Source organism: Pseudarthrobacter oxydans (genome assembly GCF_013314975.1).
Taxonomy (GTDB): Bacteria; Actinomycetota; Actinomycetes; order Actinomycetales; family Micrococcaceae; genus Arthrobacter; species Arthrobacter oxydans.
On the sequence record NZ_JABTYH010000015.1, the window covers coordinates 45547 to 69732 of the forward strand.

Consider the following 24186-nt stretch of genomic DNA (forward strand, 5'->3'; position numbering starts at 1 on the left):
CCGGAATAATCAGCAACACGCAGCAGTTGTGCCATGTGGCCGGCCTCCACGAGGGGCGCGTCAACCAAGGAAGAGGTTCACCGTTCAGTGACCATCGCAGAAAACACCGCGTCCGATGTACGTGATGTCATCATTGTCGGTTCAGGCCCGGCCGGTTACACGGCAGCTGTCTACACAGCACGTGCCAACCTGAAGCCGCTGATGCTTGCCGGCTCCGTCACTGCCGGCGGCGAACTCATGAACACCACAGACGTTGAGAACTATCCGGGCTTTCCGGAAGGGATCATGGGTCCAGACCTGATGGAGAACTTCGAGAAGCAGGCTGTCCGTTTTGGCACGGAGATCCAGTTCGAGGACGTTACAAGCCTTGAGCTTGAAGGGCCGGTAAAGACGGTCACCATCGCGACCGGTGAGAGCTTCAAGGCGAAGGCCGTCATCCTTTCCACCGGATCTGCCTACCGCGAATTGGGCCTGCCGAACGAAAAGCGTCTCTCCGGACACGGCGTTAGCTGGTGTGCAACCTGCGATGGTTTCTTTTTCAAAGATCAGGACATTGCCGTGATCGGCGGTGGCGACTCCGCCATGGAGGAGGCCCTGTTCCTCACCAAGTTTGCCAGGACGGTCACGGTTGTGCACCGCCGGGACTCCCTCAAGGCTTCCAAGATCATGGCTGACCGTGCCCTGGCCCACGAGAAGATCAGCTTTGTCTGGAACAGCACTGTGGACGACGTCATCGGCGAGGACAAGGTCACCGGGCTGAAGATCAAGAACCTACTCGACGGCAGTGTTTCGGATCTCGCAGTAACAGGCGTGTTCGTTGCGATCGGCAACGACCCGAGGACCGAATTGGTCAAGGACATCCTGGACCTCACCCCTGAGGGCACCATCGCCGTCGAAGGACGCAGCTCGAGAACCAGCATTCCCGGAGTGTTTGCAGCCGGAGACGTGGTGGACCCCACCTACCGCCAGGCGATCACCGCTTCCGGCTCCGGCTGTGTAGCGGCAATTGATGTTGAGCACTACCTCGCAGACTTGCCCGCGTAATTACCGCCACGATACCCGAAGAGAGAGATCAGGTTATGAGCAACGCAAAAGACGTAACAGACGCAAGCTTCAGCACGGACGTATTGTCCTCCGACAAGCCGGTAATCGTTGATTTCTGGGCTGAATGGTGCGGCCCCTGCCGCAAGCTCGGTCCCATCCTGGATGAGATCTCGGTCGAGTACAGCGAAAAGGTGGATGTCGTGAAGGTGAACGTGGACGATAACCCCGCCATCGCCGCAGAATACGGCATTACGTCGATCCCGGCCGTGTACCTCTTCCAGGGTGGAGAAGTGAAGAACACGGTCATCGGTGCCAAGCCGAAGCAGTTCTTCGAAAAAGAGTTTGCGGACGTCCTGTCCTGAGCGTGCACCGGCTCGGATGAGTCGAGCTTGGAAAAGTGGCCACTGCATATGCGGTGGCCACTTTTTTGTGTACGCGCGGCCTGGAAATCAATTTCTGCTCGTACTGTCCGTTTATCGTTGAGCAAAGATACCCACCTGTAGACCGGGCGGCTGGAGTAGTAGGCTCGTTTCACGTGAAACGCTTGCCTGCCCGGAGTTGCCTCCGTACCGCCAAAAGGCATGGGAGTCGAAAATACCTGGCCGAGGGCGTCCAATAGGGGCTCCAAAGTGCCACTATCTAGCTAGCCGGGACCGAAGACGTGCATCAGAAGCTATTTCAGCCAGGCGGCGTCTGCACGCTATCGTTTGCGTGCTCCAATCAATGAACAAGGACGCTCCACCGACCGTTTCAGCAATCTTAATGCTCCTAGATCTGAGGCAGAGTGCCAAACTAGCGCCAGGGGGAAGCGCCGCGGCGGGTGGAACTCTCAGAACGCGTGTCCCTACAGGGCACGTTGGAGGACGGTTCGAACATTCTGATGCAGACGCCTCAGGGGTTGACGGTGTACCGGGCGGGGGGGTGCAGTGCCGGCATAGTGACCGAACCGTTTCACGTGAAACACACGAGGATCACTGAGTTTTACGCGTACACGCTCCCACGTGGGGCGGTTTCACGTGAAACATGGAGCGACGTTTCCCCCGGCATCAGCAGCCCCTAAGTTTTCCGCTCCAAAGGCTACCTTCACCCAAATTTCGTACTGAGTGGACTTTTCGCTGCAGGTCTCGCCCCTGAGCCGCCGTCGATAATGGCGCCCTGGCACAACATCCGTCCGGCCGCGCTCAGGTCTCCACGATACGGCCCGGCGCAGTCTGGGCCGGCCCAGCGTAGAAAACAAAATTCCCGACTTGTCGCAATCAAGCTCGGGTCCAGCAACAGCCTCACGCGGAGCGCCCTAGAAGGCGGCGGTCATTCAGGACACTCGCACCAGTGGCGGAAACCAAGCAGGCCAACTGTAGCAATGTCTTGATTTCCCACTACGAACACACTCCCGGTGTAGGTGCAGCAGTGAGCACGGACCAGGATTCATCTAGTCATTGAATCCAAGCCCCGCCGATCGTTGTGCCCGAGGGATATCGTGCCCACCCCGATTTTCCGGGCTGTCCTGCTTCGGAAGGTCGGTGCACCCGAAGACCTATGAGAACGGCATACCTGCGTTCGCAGGCAACGCAAACTATCCAAGCGGCCAATCGTCAGAACATACTGATCACACGTTTGCGGAAGCGGGCGGTGACGCCTATGAGCCGACGACCAGGCTTGATGGCACCCTAATCTTGACCACGAGCCCTCCGTCGACAACACAATCCAAAGCTGGTCGCAAATGATGAGTACCCGGGACGCCGTTTCACGTGAAACATGCGCGGTTGCGTGGGCCATGCGGTTGTTAGGGCCTTATGTTGTACCGAAAACAAGAGGTGGAGATATCCACACTGTTGTCCAGACAATAAAGCGGCCAATCGCGCATTGAACTGGGGGATACCCTAGCACTCGAGACATAGCGTGGACTGTAGCGCGGTACTCACGCACGCTTATGCCCACAGACCCTTCCTGCCGGTTCCTCTGCACCCAGTCCAGCTTTGAACACAGAGCATCAGGTACGGAATTGGTGGAGCTGACTCGTTCGCCTTCCACCGACAACGGCCCCCTGAACGAACTCATTGGCGGCAGACCTATGGCAGAACGATTGATATCCTCTAGCTACTTGCTCCACGGCGGAAAGTACAAGAGCTGATCCATGGTTCGGCTGATGTCCGACGTCGTGATACGAGCTGACCGCTTCATGGATCAACAGGGCGGGGCTGTGGCTACATAGTCCAAGGACCCAGAATGCTCAGAGCAAAGGGGAAGAAATAGGTATCCAGGAGAGGTCGTAAGGGCGTAGATCGGTGCTGGATATCCACAATCTTTTCCACAGCCAGAGACCTCAATATTCACAGTGATATCCACAGGCCTGGTTGCGCCACGTCAGCTCTGTCTCGGGTTGGCTGCTCGCGACCCACTCTCGATGCTGCGCATAACCTCATGCCTTAGCGTCCGACCACCTCGGTGATGGCTCATTGAAACGTCTCCAAAGGCCCGCCCGATCTGCACGAAAGTGCACTACTTAAGCTGATTTCCACTCAGTGTGATGTGCGGCTCCTTGCGGCGCCATCGTGTTTCACGTGAAACACAGGGGCGCGCCGGCCTGCCGTACCTCAACAGGTGCCCAAAGGAAGAACGTACCGACTCCTCGGATCGTCGTTCTGCGTGCGCGAGGAGCCGGTCCTCCCGTCCGATCATCCACAAAGTTATCCACAGCGTTTTCCACGGCCCATCGCTGCCCGGCCTGAGCCGCCTCACTCATAGCTCGTCACGCCCATTCGACCACGAGTGTCGACATTTGGCCCTACCCGACAGCACGTACAAACATTGACCGTCAAGGGGCGGCGCACGACGCCGATATGGAGGCAATCATTTTGCGACCAGGGCCATGAGCCGCAGACCACGGGGGAGTACGTCGACGGTATGCGCGTGAACCAAGCGCTTACCATCGACTGCCAGACTCCACGTGGGTCGTGGCGTTATACCTGCCGATGGACAGGCTTTAGACAATTCTCCCTAATCAGTTCGTTCGGCATATGTGCACCTCCGACGCTCTGATCGCCGGCACACGCCACATCCGCGGACATGAGATCGTGGAGATTAGCGGTGAGGGTCGTTCAGGTTCGGGTAACATTCAAGGCTGATCATCGACATGGAGGTCGTAAGATATATGACCTGTCGTTCTGCGGGTGAAGATGCCGGCGCGCTCATGCCCAGGGGAAAACGTCGGCCCATGTCTGTGTCATTATGACTGCTCAGTCGCAGCTGGACGTCTCTGGCGGTCGGCGGTCGTATTTTTGGTCCCAGTCGCAGGAGCCGGCCCGGAATACGCCGCATTTTCAGTCCTTCGGCCCCAGCACTAGGTGGCGCTCACTGTTTCACGTGAAACGCATGGAACGGGATTCAAAGGCCCATGCTCGCATTTGATTGTTCTTCTGCATGCAACGGCCCGTGTTGGCAGGCCGTTGTGGTTCTGGGTATCGGCTTGTACGGGCCTTTCATGCAGAGGGGTAGCTGGCTCTGCGGCCCTACATCAGGACAACAGGGACCTTCTCTGGGGCCCTGGAGCCGAGGGAGACGGATCAGCCCTCGATCACGCGCTTATCTACAACATTGACGTCCGGACGGGCCGCCTGCAGCTCCTGCCAGTGCTGACGGAGCTGCTCCCAAGCCCCTCAAGTCCGAGGCATTACACAAAGTGCCTGAATGATGTGAAGGGCTCCTTCTCTCCTAGGTCAGACTTGGCACCGGTGATGCCAAATGCGGCGGTAGCGGAAATGACGACGAACACGGACATGCAAAGAAGAGCGTGCAGAAATTGAGAGCACCGAACTGATCAGCAGGCCGCTGAGCTGCAGCGCTGACATACCTGTTTCACGTGAAACGTAAAGGACATACGGCCTTCCTTGAATCTCGTATAGGTGTGGGGTTCGAGTACCTCTCATTGCCCAGGCTCAGAGCCCTGTTTCTAAGGGTTTCTTGGGGCGCAATTCGGGCCGCATCGGCTGCTGAACCTACTAGATGGAAATTTAGACTGCGTCGCTCTACTTCCAGTGGGACTTACATCGAGGATAAGGAGGCGACATCAGGGAATAGCCACATATCCTCTTTGTGAATAGACTCAACGAAGTACGGCCGACTTGAACAGTACCAATCCTCGGGGCTGCGTTTCACGTGAAACGTTACTGTCCTGTGCGTGGAACTTCAGCTTGAGAAGAGGACCTCCATGGGTGGGCGTTCCGAGGATTGGTTCCCCTAACCTGAACTGGCCGTTCAGTCTAAATCGGCGAACCAATCACGCCACCTCTCTGAAACCCTAGAATGGTACCCCAGCCGCGAGTCTCTCAGCCGTAGAACCTAGTGGCGGGACGGAGGCACAACCAAATCCTCGCAAGGCCGTGACACCGTATCAGCAGCTCTGTACAACTTCCCGTGCCCCTCGACCGATCCACAAGACTCGATGATGGGTCATAAGTTTGGGATGTGACGATCTTCCACCCTTATCGGCTCTCACGGGGAGGGCCCCGGATACACGTAGGGCCCGATTCGGAGTGAACCCGGCCCTACTGAAATCGTCCTGCTAGCCGGACTGGCCCGGAGCCAGGACTTCCATAATGCGATTGAGGTCTTCGACGCTCGCAAATTCAATGCTTACTTTGCCCTTACGGACGCCAAGGGAGATCTTGACATTCGTATCAAGCCGGTCGGAAAGCGACGACGCCAAGTAGTCGAGCCGCTCATGTCGGGCCCCTGGACGGGGGATGTTGTTCTTCGCAGGCTTTGCCGGATCCTGGTACAGCGTCACGGCTTCTTCGGTGGCACGAACCGACATACCCTCCGCAACAATCTTCTGGGCCAGTCGCTCCATCGCCGCGGCGTCAGGAAGAGCCAGGAGGGCGCGGGCGTGGCCAGCTGAAAGGACGCCGGCTGCCACCCGGCGCTGCACCAGCGGGGGCAGCTTGAGGAGACGCAGGGTGTTCGAGACCTGGGGGCGGGATCTTCCGATGCGGTCAGCCAGTTGCTCATGGGTAGTTCCAAAGTCCTCCAGGAGCTGCTGGTAGGCGGCAGCTTCTTCCAGGGGGTTTAGCTGGCTGCGGTGCAGGTTTTCGAGCAGTGCATCCCGAAGCAGATCGTCATCAGTGGTGTCACGGACGATAGCGGGGATAGTTTCGAGGCCAGCGGCCTGTACTGCCCTCCACCGGCGTTCACCCATAACAAGCTCAAACGGTTCGCTACCATTTTCGGTTGATTTCCGAACCACAATTGGCTGGAGGACGCCGATTTCGCGTACCGAGTGGACGAGCTCCGCCATGTCGTCTTCATCGAAGACAGAGCGGGGCTGTTTGCGGTTGGGGTGGATGTCGCCGACCGGAATCTCGGCAAACCGAACTCCCGGTACCTCGACCAGGCCCACGCCGTCATCATCCCACCCAGGGGTTTCCGATCGACCGCCAAGTACAGCCGCGGAGGCCGCGGCTTCAGGCACACCGGTCGTGGGCTCATAGCCGGTGTCAGCGGCATCGTCTGTTGTGACGGCCGAGGTGGCCACGGCCTCCGTTTTTGCCTTCGCTGAAGTGCTGGGCCCGGCTGCCGGGGTTCCAGCAGCTGTTCCCTTACCTGCAGCGGACTTCCCTGCAGCGGACTTCGCCGGCGTGGATTTAGCCGGGGAGGATGTGGATGAAGAGGACCGGGAGGACTTAGCCGCCGCAGGCTTGTCCGCTGCGGGCTTCGACGACGGGGCCTCAACCGCCTCCTCTGAAGGTTCCGTCTTCTTGCGTCCCTCAGGGAAGAAGAGATCTACCGGACGCGAGACGGTTGTGGCGGTACCCGACCCGTTGGCGGCGGCGGAACTTGGAATCAGCGCACCCAGACCGCGGCCCAGGCCGCGTCGTTTCTCGCTCATTGGTAATCCCTCCAGTGGTAGAGCCAGGCGTTGCCAGGCTCCAGTCGTTGCAGTTTGAAGATTTTAGCGCTCTGCTATTTCAGCAGCGGCTTCCAGGTAAGACAGGGCTCCACTGGAGGAAGGGTCGTAGGTCATGACCGTCTGCTGGTAGCTCGGTGCTTCCGAGATGCGCACCGATCGTGGAACCACAGCAGAGAGGACCTGATCCGGGAAGTGCTGGCGTACCTCGGCCGCAACCTGGGCTGCGAGGTTGGTACGGCCGTCGTACATGGTCAAAAGGATCGTCGACACCACCAGGTCAGCATTCAGGTGCTTCTGGATCATCTCGATGTTCTTGAGCAGCTGGCTCAGTCCCTCGAGTGCGTAGTACTCGCACTGGATCGGGATGAGTACTTCGTTGGCTGCGCAGAAAGCGTTGACGGTCAGCAGCCCAAGGCTCGGCGGGCAATCAATGAAGATGTAGTCGAGCCGCTGCTCGCCGTTCTTTTCACGGGTCTTGGCATAGACGTCAATGGCGCGGCGGAGCCGCTGTTCACGTGCCACGAGGGAGACCAGCTCAATCTCCGCGCCTGCCAGGTGGATAGTTGCGGGCGCGCAAATCAGGTTCCCGATGTCAGGGCACGGTGCCACCACGTCCGCGAGGGGTACGTCGTTGATCAGGACGTCGTAGATGCTGTCCACGTCCGCGTGATGTTCGATTCCCAGGGCGGTGGAAGCGTTGCCTTGAGGGTCAATGTCGATGACCAGGACATTGAGTCCAGCCGCCGCCAGTGCCGCGGCAATGTTCACCGTGGTGGTGGTCTTTCCCACCCCACCCTTTTGGTTGGAAACCGTAAAGACGCGTGTGTTCTCGGGCCGCGGCAGCTGGCGGCCTACCAGGCGTTCACGGCGCTTGGTTTCATGCGCCAGCTCTCGGGCAATGGGGCTGGAATCATCGATTGCATCAATAACGTTGGATCTACCGCCAGTAGTTGTTTCACGTGAAACGGCTGCTGATTTCGCGGCGTTCGAAACCCGTTCCGGGTGGATTCCGCCCCTGCCCGGCGTCGCGACAGGACCAGCGACAGAACGTGCTGACCCCAAAGACACAAACGGGGGGATCCGTTGTGTGGAGGCTTCACTACTGGTCACTGGGGCACACTCACTCTCGTTCAGCCAAATTTGCTGCCGTTGTCTAGCCTAACTGCTGGACCCGCCAGAGTTAGGCCACCGGGCCCGAACTAGGCCTTCTTTTGGGACTTGTTTACAACGATGCGAACCACGGTGGTGGGTTCCTCCAGGAGGTTCTCACCAACCGTGAGAACGGACGTTTCGACGCCCCCCAACTTACGGATCGTCTTCGCGGCTTTTTCGATCTCCTCGGCGGCGCTGCGGCCCTTGATGGCCACCACTTCGCCCTTACCCGCAAGAAGCGGGATGGTCAGGCCAGCAAGGTTGCTGAGGGCCGAAACAGCCCTGGCCGTCACCACATCCGCCTCGACGTGCCCCACGGCCAATTCGGCCCGGGTCCGCATCACGGTGACGTTGTCCAGGCCCAGGTCGTCAACAACTTCCTGGAGCCAAATCACCCTGCGTTCCAGCGGCTCGATGAGGGTCAGCTCCAGGTCCGGCCGGGCAATTGCCAGGCACAACCCGGGCAGGCCTGCACCGCTGCCGACGTCAGCAACGTGGCTCCCCTCGGGGATCTCGCTCTCAATGACGGCGCAGTTAAGGACGTGCCGGCTCCAGAGGCGGGGGATCTCCCGCGGCCCGATGAGGCCGCGCTCCGTGCCGGAGGTCGCCAGGTGTTCAACATAGCGTTTAGCCAGGTCCAACCGGTCGCCGAAGATCTTCTCCGCGGCCGAAAGCTCAGCTGGCGTAATGTCAACCATGGTTAGCGGATCAGCCATTCTCTACTCGGCGGATACAACGATGTGGCGTCCGGCGCCTTCGCCCTCGGACTCACTGACCAGTCCCAGGTCGGCAACGGCATCGTGGACGATTTTCCGCTCGTAGGCGCTCATCGGTTCCAGCGCCACCGGCTGGCCGCTTTCCTTCACTGAAGCTGCGGCGTCCTCGGCAACCTTCTGCAGGTGGCCGGTACGCTCCTGCCGGTAACCGTTGATATCCAGTACCAGCCGTGAGCGGTTCTCCGTCGCGGACAGCACAGAAAGCCGCGTCAGTTCCTGAAGGGCTTCAAGGACTTCGCCGTCCTCACCCACCAGGCTGTCCAGGGCGTCAGACTCTTCCTCGGTCACGATGGAAATGTAGGTGCGTCCGTTGCGGACCTCGATGTCGATGTCACCATCGATGTCGGCAATGTCCAGCAGCTCCTCGAGGTAGTCCGCAGCCACGTCCCCCTCTTCCTCCAGGCGGCTGGCTGAGGAGGCCTTGGGCAGGGAAGCTTCCCCGTTCTCGGAGACGTCCTGATCGTCGATGATCTCCTCGGACAGGGCGTGTTCGGTGCTCTCGGCAGACATTACTTCTTCTTCCTGTTCTTGCGTTGTGGCTGGATACGCTGGCCCTTTGCCTGGGCCACGGCCGCGGCGGCAGCAGCGGCGTCCGCTGCCTCATCCTTCTTGCCGCCCAGGATGGGGAGGGCCGGAAGGCCCTTGGCAGCCCGGCGCTCGGCGAGGGCCTTTGCAGCGGGGGATCCCGGCGTCGGCATGCGGCGGATCACGAAGAACTGCTGTCCCATGGTCCACAGGTTGGTGGTGGTCCAGTAGATGAGGACACCGATCGGGAAGTTGATGCCGCCAACACCGAAGACAATCGGCAGGATGTAAAGCATCATCTTCTGCTGGCGCATGAACGGGCTGGCCATGGCTTCTTCGGACATGTTCTTGGCCATGATCTGCTTCTGCGTAATGAACTGCGAGGCAGTCATGGCGAGGATCATCAGGATGGAAAGAATCCAGACCGCCACCACATTGCCCCCGGGAGGCGTCCCGTGAAGCAGGGTTGCAGACAGGGGGGCCCCGAAGATGGTCGACTGATCGAACTGCACCACCTGCTCGTGGCTCATGGCGCCGATGCCCTCGCCCTCGCGGCTCGCCGTCGAAATGCCGGACAGCACGGTGAACAGTGCGAAGAAGAACGGCATCTGGATCAGCATGGGAAGGCAGGCCGAGAAGGGGTTGGTCCCGTGCTTCTTGTACATGGCCATCTGTTCCTGAGCCATTGCCTGGCGGGACAGCTGGTCGGTCTTGCCCTTGTACTTGTCCTGGAGTTTCTTGAGGTCGGGCTGCAGCAGCTGCATGCCGCGCTGGGCCTTGATCTGCTTGACGAACACGGGAATCAGGGCGGCACGGATCACCAGCACCAGGCCGATGATGGACAGCGTCCACGTCCAGCCGGAAGCTTCCGGCAGCCCAATGGCAGTCAGTCCCTCATGGAATCCCACCATGATGATGGACACAAGCCATTTGAACGGAAACATGATTGTTTCAAAGAAGTCCATACTTATCCCTATTCGTCAGGCCGCACTGCGGCCTTCTCCATCAGTCCGAGCAGCCAGGTACTTGTCCGGGTTGTTCAGCACAACAATTGTGGGGGTCTGGTGCTCAGGCCATTCCCGATGGCCGGCGGGGACGTGGTCCACACCGCCGGCGTTCCATGGATGGCAGCGGCCAAGGCGCCGGACAGCGAGCCAGCTTCCCTTGACGGCGCCATGGACAGTGACAGCTTCGAGCGCATAGGCCGAGCAGGAGGGAAAGAACCGGCACACCTGGCCGTACAAGGGGGAAATCACCTTGCGGTAGGCCTTGAGAAGAAGAATGAGAATATTCCGGGGCAGGTTCCACAGGAACAGCCCCACGGCTGCAGCACCACGTTGGAGGGAAGTAACGACGACGGCGGTGGCGTTACGCACGCGGTGTCCCCTCCTGTGTTGTACCGGCCGAATCCTTGGCAGCAGCCCTTGCAGGGCGGCCGGCCAGCCGGACCATCGTCGATTCCAATGCGGCATTGTAATCCGACAGCAGCTGGTCCCAGCTGGCAGTTGCGGACGCAGGAAGCGCCCGGACCACTATGGCAAACCCGGTACCGTGCTCGCGCAGCGAGGCAGCACCTGCTTCTCTCAGTCTCCTCTTAACGAGGTTCCTGACCACAGCGTTCCCTACACTCTTGGAAACGATGAACCCGATCCGGCTGGGTTCGTCAGCAGCAATGGCTGCCGTATATAACACTACGTTCCGGCGTCCATTGCGGACACCGGAACGTACAGTTGTTGAAAAATCGGATGCAGTCCTCAAACGGTTACGGGTGGCCAGCACCTTAAACTCGCAAAGAAATGTCTACCGACGAGTCAGTATTTAGGCCGACAGCTCGGTGCGACCCTTGCCACGACGGGCTGCCAGGATGGCACGGCCGGCACGGGTACGCATACGAAGGCGGAAGCCGTGCTTCTTGGCTCGACGGCGGTTATTCGGCTGAAAAGTCCGCTTGCTCACGTTAGTTACTCCAGTGGATCAAAGGTGCGCCCACCCGATCAGTAATGGGGAAGAACTGGCCGACGCTAAGTTTTGTATATGCACGCTTCCCCCGGCTGCCCAAGCGCACTGCGCCTGGGAGATTCAGATGGGGCCAAAAAGCGGACACAAAGGACTTCACAACGTTAGGGCAATTTAAGCCCCCGAGTCAAACCGGAACCCCTTCTGGCCGCTATCCCCAGCTGTGCCTAACCTGCCCCCGGAGCCTGTGGATGAAGTGGCTCACAGCCCCCTTTTCCGAACCACACCGGTGTAATTATCCACAAGCTACTTGCCAGCTATCTTCTAGGCTTTTCATCCCCTAGAGTGGCCCAGTAGCCGATTATCCACGGACTGTGCATAACCCTGTGGATGAAGCTGAATCCATCCTGGTTCATGACTTGCGGCTGCAGGCAATGCAGGCAAAGCAAGTTTTGAGGGAACCGATTGATGACAGTAGACGAAGCCAACCACGCCAATACTGTCGGAAGTTCCTGGCGGCGCGTTGTCAGCCTGCTGGAGCAGGACCACCGTGTTTCACCACGTCAGCGGGGCTTTGTCATCCTCGCCCAGGCCCAGGGCCTGATCGGTTCCACCCTCCTGGTGGCCGTCCCCAACGAGCTCACCCGCGAAGTGCTCCAGACCCAGGTCAAGGACGCACTGGATGATGCGCTGCACAACGTTTTCTCCGAGGACATCCGGTGCGCCATCGACGTCGATACCGATTTGGTGCCCATCCACACGGAACCTGAACCCGTCGTCGTCGAGCCGTCCTTCTCTGCGGACCAGCTGATCGAGCAGAAGCCGCAGCCGATGCTGCCCAGCACGTCGCACGAGTTTGGCCGGCTGAACCCGAAATACGTCTTCGATACCTTCGTCATTGGTTCGTCCAACCGCTTTGCCCATGCTGCCGCCGTCGCAGTGGCTGAAGCACCGGCCAAGGCGTACAACCCGCTGTTCATCTACGGTGACTCGGGTCTGGGAAAGACCCACCTGCTGCACGCGATCGGACACTACGCCCGCCGGCTCTACAGCGGCATCCGCGTTCGCTACGTGAATTCGGAAGAGTTCACCAACGACTTCATCAACTCCATCCGCGACGATGAAGGTGCAAGCTTCAAGACCACCTACCGCAACGTCGACGTGCTGCTCATCGACGACATCCAGTTCCTCGCAGGCAAGGACCGTACGCTCGAGGAGTTCTTCCACACGTTCAACTCGCTGCACAACAACAACAAGCAGGTAGTGATCACCTCGGACCAGCCGCCCAAGCTGCTGGCAGGTTTCGAGGACCGCATGAAGTCACGCTTCGAATGGGGCCTCCTCACCGACATCCAGCCGCCGGAACTTGAAACCCGGATTGCGATCCTCCGCAAGAAGGCGCTCAGCGAAGGCCTGTCCGCGCCGGATGACGCGCTTGAATACATCGCATCAAAAATCTCCAGCAATATCCGTGAGCTCGAAGGCGCACTGATCCGCGTCACCGCGTTCGCCAGCCTCAACCGCCAGCCCGTTGACGTGGCCCTTGCCGAGATGGTCCTCAAGGACCTCATCACCGACGACGGCGCCCAAGAGATCACGTCCAGCCAGATCCTGCAGCAGACCGCCGAGTACTTCAAGCTGAGCATGGAAGAGCTGTGCAGCAAATCGCGCACCCGGACCCTGGTGACTGCACGCCAGATCGCCATGTACCTCTGCCGCGAACTGACGGACATGTCGCTGCCGAAGATTGGCCAGGAGCTTGGCGGCCGCGACCACACCACCGTGATCCACGCCGACAGGAAGATCCGCGAGCTCATGGCAGAGCGCCGTGTGATCTACAACCAGGTGACAGAGCTGACCAACCGGATCAAGCAGCAGCAGCGGGACTCGTAACCGCCGCCTCTATACCTTATTAACAGGTGCATGTGGATAAGCCTGTGGATACTTAAGGGGACAACCGCGGTTAATGGGCTTAAAACCCTTAAGGCGCCTGTGGATTCGAAAAATCGCGAAAAATGTTGTCCCCATCCACACCCTGTTTAAAACGTCCGCCGCCCACAGTCCATGAACAGGGCTTAACCCCCGGATTTCACGGTGAGGGGGAGTTATCCACAGTTTCCACAGCAGTTATTAACACTACTAATCCCAAAAAATTGAAATCCCTCAAACAACAAGACCGGTCCGCCCTCCCGAACCTCTCCAGGCCGAGCGGCCCAAAGGGGCCTGGCTGACTGGGGGGATGGGTTAATCCCGGATCTTCCGGCTAAGCTGTCAGCAGCGCTCCCATCCTCGGGTTTTCGTGTGGTTCCGGCAGCACGGACCATGCAGGAACGCGAGCGGGGCACCAACTCTTCGGAACTCCCGGCGGGACGTTTCAGGTACAACAACGCAGCAGCAATGAAAGGCGGCACCCTTCCGTGAAGTTCAGAGTCGATCGGGACGTCCTGGCAGAAGCCGTCACCTGGACAGCCCGCTCGTTGTCTCCGCGGCCGCCTGTTCCGGTCCTTTCCGGGTTGCTGTTGAAGGCCGAAGCCGGCACCGTCAGCCTCTCGAGCTTTGACTACGAGACCTCTGCCCGCCTGGAAATCGCGGCCGACATCAGGGACGAGGGAACTATCCTGGTCTCCGGCCGGCTCCTGGCCGATATCTGCCGCAGCCTGCCATCGGCTCCGGTCGACGTCGAAACCGACGGCAACAAAGTCACCCTGACCTGCCGCCGCAGCAGCTTCCACCTGGCAACCATGCCGGAAGCCGAGTACCCGCCCCTTCCGGCGCTTCCGCCCATCAGCGGCACCGTTCCCGGCGACTCCTTTGCCCAGGCGGTGTCCCAGGTGATCATCGCCGCCAGCAAGGACGACACCCTGCCCATCCTCACCGGCGTGCGGATGGAGATCGAAGACGACCTCATCACGCTCCTCGCCACCGACCGCTACCGGCTGGCGATGCGCGAGGTGCCGTGGAAGCCGGTCACCCCCGGCATTTCAACCAGCGCGCTGGTCAAGGCCAAGACCCTGAACGAAGTAGCCAAGACCCTTGGCAACAGCGGCGACATCCACCTCGCCCTCGCCGACGACGAAAGCCGGCTGATTGGCTTCGAAAGCGGCGGACGCACCACCACCTCGCTGCTGGTGGACGGCGACTACCCCAAGATCCGCTCGCTGTTCCCGGATTCCACCCCCATCCACGCCACCGTGCAGACCCAGGAACTCGTGGAAGCAGTGCGGCGCGTCTCCCTGGTGGCGGAACGCAACACCCCGGTGCGCCTGGCCTTCACGCAGGGCCAGCTGAACCTGGACGCCGGCACAGGAGAGGACGCCCAGGCGTCCGAGGAACTGGAAGCGCAGCTTTCCGGTGAGGACATCACCGTGGCCTTCAACCCCCACTACCTGGTGGAGGGGCTGAGCGTGATTGAGACCAAGTTTGTCCGGTTCTCCTTCACCACGGCACCCAAGCCCGCCATGATCACAGCCCAGGCAGACGCCGACGGCGAAGACCAGGATGACTACCGCTACCTGGTGATGCCGGTCCGCCTCCCCAACTAACTCCACCGCCACCCTCGCCTCGCAAGCTCGGCCAGGGAACCCCGGCGGCCTGGGCCCAGACAGGTGTTGTCGTCCTGGGCCCCAAAACGACAGCCAACCCCGCGCAGAAAAGAGAGTCACGTGCACATCGGACTGATCGGCCTCGGCAAAATGGGGTTCAACATGCGCGAACGGCTGCGCAATGGCGGCGTTGAGGTCACCGGATACGACCGCAACCCGGACGTTACGGACGCCGCCTCCATCGATGAGCTCCTTGCTGCAGTTCCCACGCCGCGGCTCATCTGGGTCATGGTCCCTGCCGGCGACATCACCGACGCCGTCATCAAGGAGCTGGGCGAAAAGCTCGACGAGGGTGATTTGGTGATCGACGGCGGCAATTCCCGGTTCACCGAGGACCAGAAACACGGCGAACTCCTTGCCGCGAAGGGGATCCACTTCGCGGACTGCGGGGTCTCCGGCGGAGTCTGGGGACTACAGAACGGCTATGGCCTCATGGCCGGCGGCGACGCCGCCGATATTGAGCGCGCGCTTCCTGTCTTCGACGCCCTGCGTCCCGAGGGTAACCGGGCGGACAGCTTTGTCCATGTGGGCGGGATCGGCGCGGGCCACTACGCCAAGATGGTCCACAACGGGATCGAATACGGCCTGATGCAGGCATATGCCGAGGGTTACCAGCTGCTGGCTTCCAAGGACATCATCAGTGACCTGCCCGGAACTTTCCGGGCGTGGCAAAAAGGCACCGTGGTCCGGTCCTGGCTGCTGGACCTGCTGGTCAAAGCCCTCGATGAGGATCCGGGCCTGCAAAACATCGACGACTACGTTGAGGATTCCGGTGAAGGCAGGTGGACCGTGGAAGAAGCCATTGCCAATGCGATTCCGGCGCCGGCCATCACTGCCGCGCTGTTCGCCCGGTTCGAGTCCCGCGAGGACAGCTCCCCGGCCATGAAGATGGTGTCCGCGCTGCGGCACCAGTTCGGCGGCCACGCCACCCGTCCCGCCAAGTAATACCCAGCAGGGAACCGCGAGGTTCCCGGAATTGCCGAAAAACCGCGTGTACCTAGAACACCTCTCCCTGACTGACTTCCGCAGTTATGCCCAGGTGGACCTTGCCCTGGGGCCCGGTGTCACTGTCCTTGTGGGATACAACGGCATCGGCAAAACCAACCTGATGGAGGCCATCGGCTACCTGGCCACGCTCAGCTCACACCGCGTCAGCTCCGACGCGCCCCTGCTCAGGTTCGGCACGGAACGTGCGCTGGTCCGGGCCCGGCTGGTCCGCGGGGAGCAGATCACCGTGCTGGAACTGGAAATCAATGCGGGGCGGGCAAACCGCGGACGCATCAACCGGAGCAATCCGGTGCGGGCACGCGATCTCCTGGGTATCTGCCAGACGGTCCTGTTCGCGCCGGAAGACCTGGCCCTGGTGAAGGGTGATCCTTCCAACCGGCGCCGTTTCATAGATGAACTGCTCGCCAGCCTCGTTCCGCACCACGCCGCCACCCGCAGCGATTACGACCGTGTCCTCAAACAGCGGAATGCGCTGCTCAAATCAGCCCGCGCCGGCAAGTTCACGCCCGCCCATGAGGCGACCCTGGACGTGTGGGACCAGCACATGGCGAAAGCCGGGGCCGAACTGCTGCACGCGCGGCTTGAACTGGTGGAACGGTTGCGGCCGCACCTGGGCCGTGCCTACGCGGAGCTGACCGATGCCTCCAAACCTGCCGACGCCGTCTACCGCTCCAGCCTCCAGAACCAGATGGACGACGACGGCGCACCGCTGATGCGTGCAGCCGGCACCATTGCCGGGGGTGCTGCAGCGGATGTGGAGGACCTGCGCCAGCTGTCCGTGGAACAGCTGGCGGAACGGTACGTCAAGGCCTTCGCGGACTCCCGCCGCAAGGAGATAGAACGGGGCATTTCGCTGGTGGGTCCCCACCGCGACGAACTTGAACTCATCCTGGGCCAGGCCCCGGCCAAGGGCTATGCGTCCCATGGCGAAACATGGTCCATGTGCCTGTCCCTTCGGCTCGCCTCCTATTACGTGATGCTGGACGACACCCGGACCGGGGGTTCGGCTCCCATCCTGATCCTGGACGATGTTTTTGCCGAGCTGGACGTCCAGCGGCGGCGTAAACTGGCCGCAATAGTCTCCGGCGCGGAACAGGTCCTGGTGACCGCCGCCGTCGACGCCGACATCCCGGAAGAGCTCTCCGGACGGCGGGTGAAGGTCATCCCGGGAGGTATTGATGAGCAGGGACAGTGAAAAAGGCGGCGGGCTCCAGCCCGGCCGCGACCCCGACAACATCGATGCTCCCCAGGTTGCCCTGAACAGGATGCGGGAGGCCGCCGCGGCCCGGGGCGAGATCCGCAGGACCGCATCCCGCCCGGGCTCCGCCAAAGCCAAAAAGGGCATCCGGGACACCCGCGGCTTCAGCCAGTTCCACGCCAGCGGCCGCGATCCCCTCGGCCTGGGAAAGGTGGTGGGACGCCTTGTGGCGGAGCGCGGCTGGACCTCACCGGTGGCGGTCGGATCCGTCATGGCCGAATGGGCCACCCTGGTAGGCCCCGAAATTTCGGCCCACTGCACGCCCGAGAGCTTCACCGACACCACCCTCCACGTCCGCTGCGACTCAACGGCCTGGGCCACCCAGCTCCGGCTCCTCAGCACCAGCCTTCTGGAGAAGTTCCGGGTGGAACTGGGGGACGGAGTGGTCACGAGCATCCAGGTTCTGGGCCCTTCCGCGCCGAGCTGGCGCAAGGGCGGCCGGTCCGTGAACGGGCGGGGTCCCCGCGACACCTACGGGTAGCGCCGGCAGCGGACTCTTGAAAATCGACGTAACGGCGTGTAGAGCCCTGAAAGGGCCGGAGGGTGTATAGGCACCCGGAGGCCGTCCTGCCAACGCGCCCAAGGCGCGGCCAATGGCCTCCGGGAGGCACACCACCGCCCGTGGAAGGCCCTGGAATGCGGGGAATTGGGCGCCTGCACGGTAGAATCGTTGTAGATAACTGGGCGCGGGTGAACGTTGACTGGGTCCGTTTTCCGCGCGTTTCAAGCCCGCGGAGTGCGGGTCCACCGTCAGCCATACATCGGCGCTACAAGTTTGTGCCTGTTGGCGGATGACTTTCCTGCAGTAACCGGGGAGGATTCGGCCGGCCATCATCGAGAACAGAGGAGTCGACAGCGCCTGTGGCTAACGACAATACAGATATTCTGGCAGCTGAACCCGCAGTCGAGGATGCCCGTACGCCTGACACCCCGGCCGCGCCAGGGACGCAGCGCGAATATGGCGCCAGCGACATCACTGTCCTTGAAGGCCTGGAAGCCGTCCGGAAACGTCCGGGCATGTACATCGGCTCCACAGGGCCGCGCGGGCTCCACCACCTGGTCTATGAAGTTGTTGACAACTCCGTGGACGAGGCACTGGCCGGCTACTGCACGCACATTGAGGTTGTCCTTCAGGCCGACGGCGGCGTGAAGGTTGTGGACGACGGCCGCGGCATCCCGGTGGACATGCACCCCACGGAACACAAACCCACGGTTGAAGTGGTCATGACCATCCTGCACGCCGGCGGAAAGTTCGGCGGCGGCGGGTACGCGGTCTCGGGCGGGCTCCACGGCGTGGGCATCTCGGTAGTGAATGCCCTGTCCAGCCGCGTGGATACGGAAGTACGGCGCCAGGGGCACGTCTGGCGCATGTCCTTCGCGGACGGAGGCAAGCCCCAGGGCAGCCTGGTCAAAGGCGAAGAGACCGACCGCACCGGCACCACCCAGACGTTCTACCCGGATCCGGCAATCTTCGAAGTCACCGAGTTCGACTTCGAGACGCTCCGCGCCCGCTTCCAGCAGATGGCCTTCCTCAACAAGGGACTCCGCATCACGCTCACGGACGAGCGCACTTCCGCTGAAGCGGACGGCGACGCCGACCTGGACCTGGACGCCGTGGTCACCGAAGGCGAGGTCAGCGCGGAACACCGCACCGTGGTGTACCAGTACGACGACGGCCTGCTGGACTACGTCAAGCACCTGAACTCGGGCAAGAAGGTCGACGTGGTCCACGAGGACGTCATCGCCTTCGAAACCGAGGACAAGGACCGGAAGATCGCCCTGGAAATGGCGATGCAGTGGACCAACGCGTACTCCGAAAGCGTCCACACCTACGCCAACACCATTAACACGCATGAGGGCGGCACCCACGAAGAGGGCTTCCGGGCTGCGATGACATCCCTGATCAACCGCTATGCGCGCGAAAAGGGAATCATCAAGGAAAAGGACGACAACCTGACCGGCGATGACATCCGGGAAGGCCTCACCGCCGTTATCTCCGTGAAACTCGCCGAACCCCAGTTCGAAGGCCAGACCAAAACCAAGCTCGGCAACTCCGAGGTCAAGGGCTTTGTCCAGCGCGTGGTCACCGACGGTCTGGGCGACTGGCTGGAGCGCAACCCGGGTCCTGCCCGCGACGTCATCCGGAAGGCGATCTCCGCAGCGCAGGCACGGATGGCCGCGCGGAAAGCCCGGGACAACGCCCGCCGGAAAAGCCCGCTGGAATCCTTCGGAATGCCCGGCAAGCTCTCCGACTGCTCCTCGAAGAACCCGGAGAAATGCGAGGTCTACATCGTGGAGGGCGACTCCGCCGGCGGATCGGCCAAGCGCGGCCGCAACCCGGAGACCCAGGCCATCCTTCCCCTGCGCGGAAAGATCCTGAACGTGGAGCGCGCGCGCCTGGACAAGGCGCTGGGCAACGCCGAGGTCCAGTCCATGATCACCGCCTTCGGCACGGGCATCGGCGAGGACTTCGACCTCTCCAAGCTGCGGTACCACAAGATCGTCCTGATGGCTGATGCCGACGTGGACGGCCAGCACATCACCACCCTGCTGATGACCCTGCTGTTCCGCTACATGCGTCCCCTGATCGAGAACGGCTACGTTTACCTGGCGCAGCCGCCGCTGTACCGCATCAAGTGGTCCAACGCCGCCCACGACTACGTGTACAGCGACCGTGAACGCGACGCGAAGCTCGTTGCCGGACAGGCTGCCGGGCGACGGATTCCCAAGGACAACGGCATCCAGCGCTACAAGGGCCTCGGCGAAATGGACTACACCGAGCTGTGGGACACCACCATGGACCCGGACCACCGCACGCTGCTGCAGGTGACGATGGACGACGCCCTCGCCGCCGACCAGATTTTCTCGGTCCTGATGGGTGAGGACGTCGAGTCCCGCCGAAACTTCATCCAGCAGAACGCCAAGGACGTCAGGTTCCTCGATATCTAGGACACGGTCCGATAGATATTCGATTACTGACATATACCTGAAACGGAAATTAATATGAGCGACGAAACACCCGAGAACCCGGCCTCCGAAGCCGGTACTCCGGACACCGTTCTTGAAGGCGACGTGCTGATAGACCGCGTGGAGCAGGTGGACCTGCAGACTGAAATGCAGCGGTCCTACCTCGACTACGCGATGGCCGTCATCGTGGGCCGTGCCCTTCCCGACGTCCGCGACGGACTGAAGCCGGTCCACCGCAGGGTCCTCTACGCGATGTTCGACGGCGGATACCGGCCGGACCGCTCGTTCAACAAGTGCGCCCGCGTGGTGGGCGAGGTCATGGGCCAGTACCACCCCCACGGCGACACCGCGATCTACGATGCGCTGGTACGCCTCATCCAGGACTGGACGATGCGGTACCCCCTGGCCCTCGGCCAAGGCAACTTCGGTTCCCCGGGCAACGACGGCGCTGCCGCCCCGCGTTACACCGAAACAAAGATGGCGCCGCTGGCCATGGAAATGGTCCGTGACATCGACGAGGAAACCGTCGATTTCCAGGACAACTACGACGGCAAGAACCAGGAACCCACCATCCTGCCCGCCCGTTTCCCCAACCTGCTGGTGAACGGCTCCTCAGGCATCGCCGTCGGCATGGCCACCAACATTCCGCCGCACAATCTCCGCGAAGTAGCCGACGGCGTGCAGTGGTACCTGGCCAACCCCACGGCCAGCCGCGAGGAACTCCTGGAAGAACTCCTGCTGCGGGTCAAGGGCCCCGATTTCCCCACCGGCGCCACCATCCTGGGCCACAAGGGCATCGAGGACGCCTACCGGACCGGCCGCGGTTCGGTCACCATGCGCGCAGTGGTGAACGTCGAGGAGCTCCAGGGCCGCACCTGCCTGGTGGTCACCGAGCTTCCGTACCAGGCCAACCCGGACAACCTGGCCATCAAGATTGCCGAACTCGTCAAGGACGGCAAGATCCAGGGCATCGCCGACCTCCGGGACGAAACCTCCGGCCGCACCGGACAGCGGCTGGTCATCGTCCTCAAGCGCGACGCCGTGCCCAAGGTGGTGCTCAACAACCTCTACAAGCACACCGAACTGCAGAGCAACTTCTCCGCCAACATGCTGGCGATCGTTGACGGCGTTCCCCGGACGCTGAGCCTGGACGCCTTCATCCGGCACTGGGTGACCCACCAGATGGACGTCATCGCCCGCCGTACCCGGTACCGGCTGCGCAAGGCCGAGGAAGAAGCCCACATCCTGCGGGCACTCCTGAAGGCGCTGGACATGCTGGACGAAGTAATCGCCCTGATCCGCGCCTCCAACACCACCGAAGCGGCCCGGGACGGCCTGATGGAGCTGCTGGACATCGACGAACTGCAGGCCAGGGCCATCCTGGACATGCAGCTGCGCCGCCTTGCCGCCCTCGAACGCCAGAAGATCCAGGACCGGCACGCCGAACTCGAAGCCATGATCGCCGAGTACAACCAGATCCTTGGCTCCGAGCAGCGCCAGCGCGAGATCATCAGCACCGAGCTGGGCGAAATCGTGGACAAGCACGGGGATGACCGCCGCACCAAGATCCTGATGGGCTTTGACGGCGACATGTCCATGGAGGACCTCATCCCCGAAGAGGAAATGGTGGTCACCATTACCCGGGGCGGCTACGTCAAGCGGACCCGCAGCGACAACTACCGTTCGCAGCAGCGCGGCGGCAAGGGCATCAAGGGGGCCCAGCTCCGTGGTGACGACGTAGTGGAGCACTTCTTCGTCACCACAACGCACCACTGGCTCCTCTTCTTCACGAACCTGGGCCGCGTTTACCGTGCCAAGGCTTACGAACTGATGGAAGCCGGCCGGGACGCCAAGGGCCAGCACGTGGCCAACCTGATGGCCTTCCAGCCGGACGAGCACATTGCCCAGGTCCTGGACCTGAAGGACTACCAGCAGGCTCCCTACCTGGTGCTTGCAACCAAGCGCGGTCTGGTGAAGAAGACCCGGCTGGAGGACTACGACACCAACCGCTCCGCCGGCGTTATTGCCATCAACCTCCGCGACGGCGACGAACTGGTGTCCGCGCAGCTGGTGTCCGAAACCGACGACCTGCTGCTGGTCTCCCGCAAGGGCCAGTCCATCCGCTTTACCGCAACCGAGGATGCGCTCCGCCCCATGGGACGTGCCACCTCAGGTGTCACCGGCATGAAATTCCGCGAAGAGGACGAGCTGCTGGCCGCCAACGTGGTGACCGACGGTTCGTACGTCTTCATCGTCACCGAGGGCGGCTACGCCAAACGGACAGCTGTTGAGGAATACCGGCTCCAGGGCCGTGGCGGGCTGGGGATCAAGGTAGCCAAGCTCGCGGAAGAACGCGGTGACCTGGTGGGTGCACTGATTGTCCAGGAAGAGGACGAGGTACTGGTGGTCATGGAGGGCGGCAAGGTGGTCCGCTCCTCGGTTGCCGGAGTCCCCGCCAAGGGACGCGACACCATGGGTGTCATCTTCGCCAAACCGGACAAAAATGACCGGATTATCGAGGTGGCACGCAACAGTGAACGGGGTCTTGAGGGCGAGGAATCGCCGGAGGATGACGTAACGTTGGCTGAAGATGGCGGATCCCCCGAGGATTCCACCAGCCCAGCAGTGGCAGAAGAATCACCGGCCGTTGAGTCAGAGGACGCCTCGGGCGACGCTGAGCCGAACGAAGACTACACGGAAGGTAACGAGTGAGTAATCCCGACTCATTTCCCAAGCCGAACAGCACCGCTCCCGACGGAAACCGGCCCTCAGCCGCACCACGGGTAAACGCTCCCGTCCGTCCGCAGCAGCGCCCGGCCGCCCCCGCTGCCGCCCCGGGTCAACGCCCCGCCGTTCCCGGCCAGCGCCCTGCCCAGGGTGACCGCCCGGCGCAGGGCCAGAACGAGCGTCCGGCGGGCCAGCCAGGCCAGCGCCCGGCCCCGGGACAGCGGCCCGCAGCAGCCGGACAGCGCCCGGCAGGAAGCGCCCCGGGCCAGGGCAACCCGGGACTCGTGAAGCCTGCTCCGAAGGCAAAGGTCCGGCGCGCCCGGCTGCTCATCAGCAAGGTGGACCCGTGGTCTGTCCTGAAGATGGCTTTCCTCCTGTCCGTGGCCCTGGGAATCGTCACGGTTGTGGCCGCCATTGTCCTGTGGACCGTCCTTGACCTGACGGGCATCTTCGACCAGGTGGACAGCCTGCTGGGCACGCTGGCCGGTTCCGAGGGCGGCGGCTTTGAGCTGAAGAAGGTGGCTTCCCTGGGCCAGGTGGCCTCTTTCGCCACCATCATCGCGGTGGTGAACGTGGTCCTGCTGACCGCGCTTTCCATGCTTTCCGCTGTGCTGTACAACATCTCCGCCACCCTGGTGGGCGGCATCGGCGTTACCCTCACGGACGACTAAGGTCCCCTTTCCGCGGGCCTGACAGCCGCGGAAAGGCCCGATTTGAGATCGGGCCGGGATGTGCTGTAAAGTCATGTCTCGGCCCGATGAGGCATCGGGGCGTATAGCTCAGGCGGTTAGAGCGCTTCGCTGATAACGAAGAGGTCCCAGGTTCAAGTCCTGGTACGCCCACGGAACCTGTGCAGGTTCAAGTGTAGGTTTGGATTGCGTAACCCGCAGCCGGACCGGAACGGGGAGCATGTGAAGAAGTTGCTAGTAGTGGCAGCGGCAATCGCAGGCGTCCTGCTCTACAGGAAAGCACAGGAATCCGAGGCCCGGAAAGATGTCTGGAGCAAGTCAACCGACACGGTGGACTAGCCCCGGAGCCCGGACCGGAGCTGGTCAAAGGCTCCCTGGTTCTAGGGTATGATTGACGGGTTGCTTCTTATGGGGGCATGGCGCAATTGGTAGCGCACCTGCTTTGCAAGCAGGGGGTTCGGGGTTCGAGTCCCCGTGCCTCCACCATAGGAAAGTCCCGGTCAGCGGAAACGCTGGCCGGGACTTTTGCTTTTCGCATCCGGAACCTGCAGCCATCCGGTCCCTGCCGCGCACTAGG

At 61.7% G+C, this 24186-nt stretch carries 19 protein-coding genes and 2 tRNA genes; 13 read left to right on the forward strand and 8 right to left on the reverse strand.

The genetic code is table 11. From position 1 onward, the window contains the following. Nucleotides 1-87: 87 nt before the first annotated feature. Entirely contained in the window at nucleotides 88-1044 is a 957-nt protein-coding gene (trxB, locus tag HTS88_RS11650; RefSeq protein WP_174178518.1) for a thioredoxin-disulfide reductase, read from the forward strand. A gap of 35 nt (nucleotides 1045-1079) precedes the next feature. Next, entirely contained in the window at nucleotides 1080-1406 is a 327-nt protein-coding gene (gene trxA / locus HTS88_RS11655) for a thioredoxin (protein ID WP_174178520.1), read from the forward strand. A 4199-nt stretch (nucleotides 1407-5605) separates the two neighbouring features. Here the strand turns inward: trxA and HTS88_RS11660 are convergent. The 8 genes from HTS88_RS11660 to rpmH form a co-directional block, all read right to left on the reverse strand. Next, nucleotides 5606-6928 carry a ParB/RepB/Spo0J family partition protein gene (locus tag HTS88_RS11660; RefSeq protein WP_174178522.1) on the reverse strand — a complete coding sequence of 441 codons (1323 nt, stop codon included), beginning with the start codon at nucleotides 6926-6928 and terminating at the stop codon, nucleotides 5606-5608. Nucleotides 6929-6991: 63 nt separating this feature from the next. After that, nucleotides 6992-8059 (reverse strand): ParA family protein, encoded by a 1068-nt coding sequence (locus HTS88_RS11665; protein WP_343044944.1) that lies wholly within the window; start codon nucleotides 8057-8059, stop codon nucleotides 6992-6994. An 89-nt stretch (nucleotides 8060-8148) separates the two neighbouring features. Continuing rightward, on the reverse strand, nucleotides 8149-8799 hold the full coding sequence (gene rsmG / locus HTS88_RS11670; RefSeq protein ID WP_174178524.1) for a 16S rRNA (guanine(527)-N(7))-methyltransferase RsmG: 651 nt from the start codon (nucleotides 8797-8799) through the stop codon (nucleotides 8149-8151). A 21-nt stretch (nucleotides 8800-8820) separates the two neighbouring features. Beyond that, nucleotides 8821-9387 (reverse strand): Jag family protein, encoded by a 567-nt coding sequence (locus HTS88_RS11675; RefSeq protein ID WP_174178526.1) that lies wholly within the window; start codon nucleotides 9385-9387, stop codon nucleotides 8821-8823. Beyond that, nucleotides 9387-10367: a membrane protein insertase YidC gene (gene yidC, locus HTS88_RS11680; protein WP_174178539.1), complete on the reverse strand. Its 981-nt coding sequence runs from the start codon at nucleotides 10365-10367 to the stop codon at nucleotides 9387-9389. Before yidC ends, HTS88_RS11675 begins: the two co-directional genes overlap by 1 nt. A 15-nt stretch (nucleotides 10368-10382) precedes the next feature. After that, a complete protein-coding gene (gene yidD, locus HTS88_RS11685; protein WP_174178541.1) occupies nucleotides 10383-10778 on the reverse strand; it encodes a membrane protein insertion efficiency factor YidD in 396 nt (131 codons plus the stop codon). Beyond that, nucleotides 10771-11181, reverse strand: a complete 411-nt coding sequence (gene rnpA / locus HTS88_RS11690; protein WP_174178543.1) for a ribonuclease P protein component — start codon at nucleotides 11179-11181, stop codon at nucleotides 10771-10773. Before rnpA ends, yidD begins: the two co-directional genes overlap by 8 nt. A gap of 39 nt (nucleotides 11182-11220) precedes the next feature. Then, on the reverse strand, nucleotides 11221-11358 hold the full coding sequence (gene rpmH / locus HTS88_RS11695) for a 50S ribosomal protein L34 (protein WP_003800212.1): 138 nt from the start codon (nucleotides 11356-11358) through the stop codon (nucleotides 11221-11223). 468 nt (nucleotides 11359-11826) lie between these two features. On the opposite strand from rpmH, the gene dnaA reads away from it, so the two are divergent. The 11 genes from dnaA to HTS88_RS11745 all read left to right on the forward strand — a co-directional run bounded on the left by dnaA (nucleotide 11827) and on the right by HTS88_RS11745 (nucleotide 24095). Next, nucleotides 11827-13251, forward strand: coding sequence for a chromosomal replication initiator protein DnaA (gene dnaA, locus HTS88_RS11700; RefSeq protein WP_174178545.1), 1425 nt, complete (start codon nucleotides 11827-11829; stop codon nucleotides 13249-13251). Nucleotides 13252-13775: 524 nt separating this feature from the next. After that, nucleotides 13776-14900 (forward strand): DNA polymerase III subunit beta, encoded by a 1125-nt coding sequence (gene dnaN, locus HTS88_RS11705; protein ID WP_174178547.1) that lies wholly within the window; start codon nucleotides 13776-13778, stop codon nucleotides 14898-14900. Nucleotides 14901-14966: 66 nt separating this feature from the next. Continuing rightward, nucleotides 14967-15905: a phosphogluconate dehydrogenase (NAD(+)-dependent, decarboxylating) gene (gnd, locus tag HTS88_RS11710; protein ID WP_217432530.1), complete on the forward strand. Its 939-nt coding sequence runs from the start codon at nucleotides 14967-14969 to the stop codon at nucleotides 15903-15905. Nucleotides 15906-15951: 46 nt separating this feature from the next. Continuing rightward, a complete protein-coding gene (gene recF / locus HTS88_RS11715) occupies nucleotides 15952-17163 on the forward strand; it encodes a DNA replication/repair protein RecF (protein WP_174178551.1) in 1212 nt (403 codons plus the stop codon). Further along, nucleotides 17147-17707 (forward strand): DciA family protein, encoded by a 561-nt coding sequence (locus tag HTS88_RS11720; protein ID WP_174178553.1) that lies wholly within the window; start codon nucleotides 17147-17149, stop codon nucleotides 17705-17707. The genes recF and HTS88_RS11720 overlap by 17 nt, the downstream gene beginning before the upstream one ends. A gap of 380 nt (nucleotides 17708-18087) precedes the next feature. Then, nucleotides 18088-20175 carry a DNA topoisomerase (ATP-hydrolyzing) subunit B gene (gene gyrB, locus HTS88_RS11725; RefSeq protein WP_104186667.1) on the forward strand — a complete coding sequence of 696 codons (2088 nt, stop codon included), beginning with the start codon at nucleotides 18088-18090 and terminating at the stop codon, nucleotides 20173-20175. Between the two features lie 54 nt (nucleotides 20176-20229). Then, nucleotides 20230-22905 (forward strand): DNA gyrase subunit A, encoded by a 2676-nt coding sequence (gene gyrA, locus HTS88_RS11730; protein ID WP_174178555.1) that lies wholly within the window; start codon nucleotides 20230-20232, stop codon nucleotides 22903-22905. Then, on the forward strand, nucleotides 22902-23591 hold the full coding sequence (locus tag HTS88_RS11735) for a DUF3566 domain-containing protein (RefSeq protein WP_174178557.1): 690 nt from the start codon (nucleotides 22902-22904) through the stop codon (nucleotides 23589-23591). Before gyrA ends, HTS88_RS11735 begins: the two co-directional genes overlap by 4 nt. 97 nt (nucleotides 23592-23688) lie before the next feature. Then, nucleotides 23689-23762, forward strand: a tRNA-Ile gene (locus HTS88_RS11740). A gap of 69 nt (nucleotides 23763-23831) precedes the next feature. Further along, entirely contained in the window at nucleotides 23832-23948 is a 117-nt protein-coding gene (locus HTS88_RS22005) for a DLW-39 family protein (protein ID WP_219816817.1), read from the forward strand. A gap of 71 nt (nucleotides 23949-24019) precedes the next feature. After that, nucleotides 24020-24095 (forward strand) — tRNA-Ala (locus tag HTS88_RS11745). Nucleotides 24096-24186: the final 91 nt, after the last annotated feature.